This window comes from Bacillus sp. LR--39, from assembly GCF_053613335.1.
The window spans coordinates 1-554 of record NZ_JBSIOT010001407.1 but is presented as its reverse complement, the minus strand read 5'-3'; the positions used below and the strand labels follow the sequence as shown (position 1 = coordinate 554).

General features: G+C 47.5%; 1 protein-coding gene. It reads left to right on the top strand.

From position 1 onward, the window contains the following. The coding region (locus tag ACWHAR_RS30795; RefSeq protein WP_452088901.1) for a P-type ATPase at positions 1 to 554 on the top strand (554 nt) is incomplete at both ends.

Genomic DNA, 554 nt, shown 5'->3' with positions numbered 1-554 from the left:
GGTGACATTGTCATCCGCGCAGTCAAAAACATCATCCGCGGTCAGGTGTTTGATGAGCATTTCTTAATGGCTCTTGCCACAATCGGCGCTTTTCTGATTCAGCAATACCCTGAGGGGGTCGCCGTTATGCTGTTTTATAAAATCGGTGAGCTTTTTCAAGGTGCCGCGGTCAGCCGTTCCAGAAAATCAATTAGTGCGTTAATGGACATACGGCCTGATTACGCCAATCTCAATACAAAGAACGGCATCGAACAGGTTTCCCCGGAGGACGTTCAGACAGGAGACATCATTGTGGTTAATCCGGGAGAAAGCATACCCCTGGACGGTAAGGTCGTGCACGGGTCAGCGATGGTTGATACATCTGCTTTAACAGGTGAGTCCGTTCCGAGAAAAGCTGCGGAAGGACAAGATGTAATGTCAGGCTTTATCAATCAAAACGGCGTTCTGCATATTGAAGTCACAAAGGGCTATCAGGAATCAGCAGTATCAAAAATATTAGACCTGGTTCAGAATGCGAGCAGCCGTAAAGCCCGGACAGAAAACTTTATCACGAA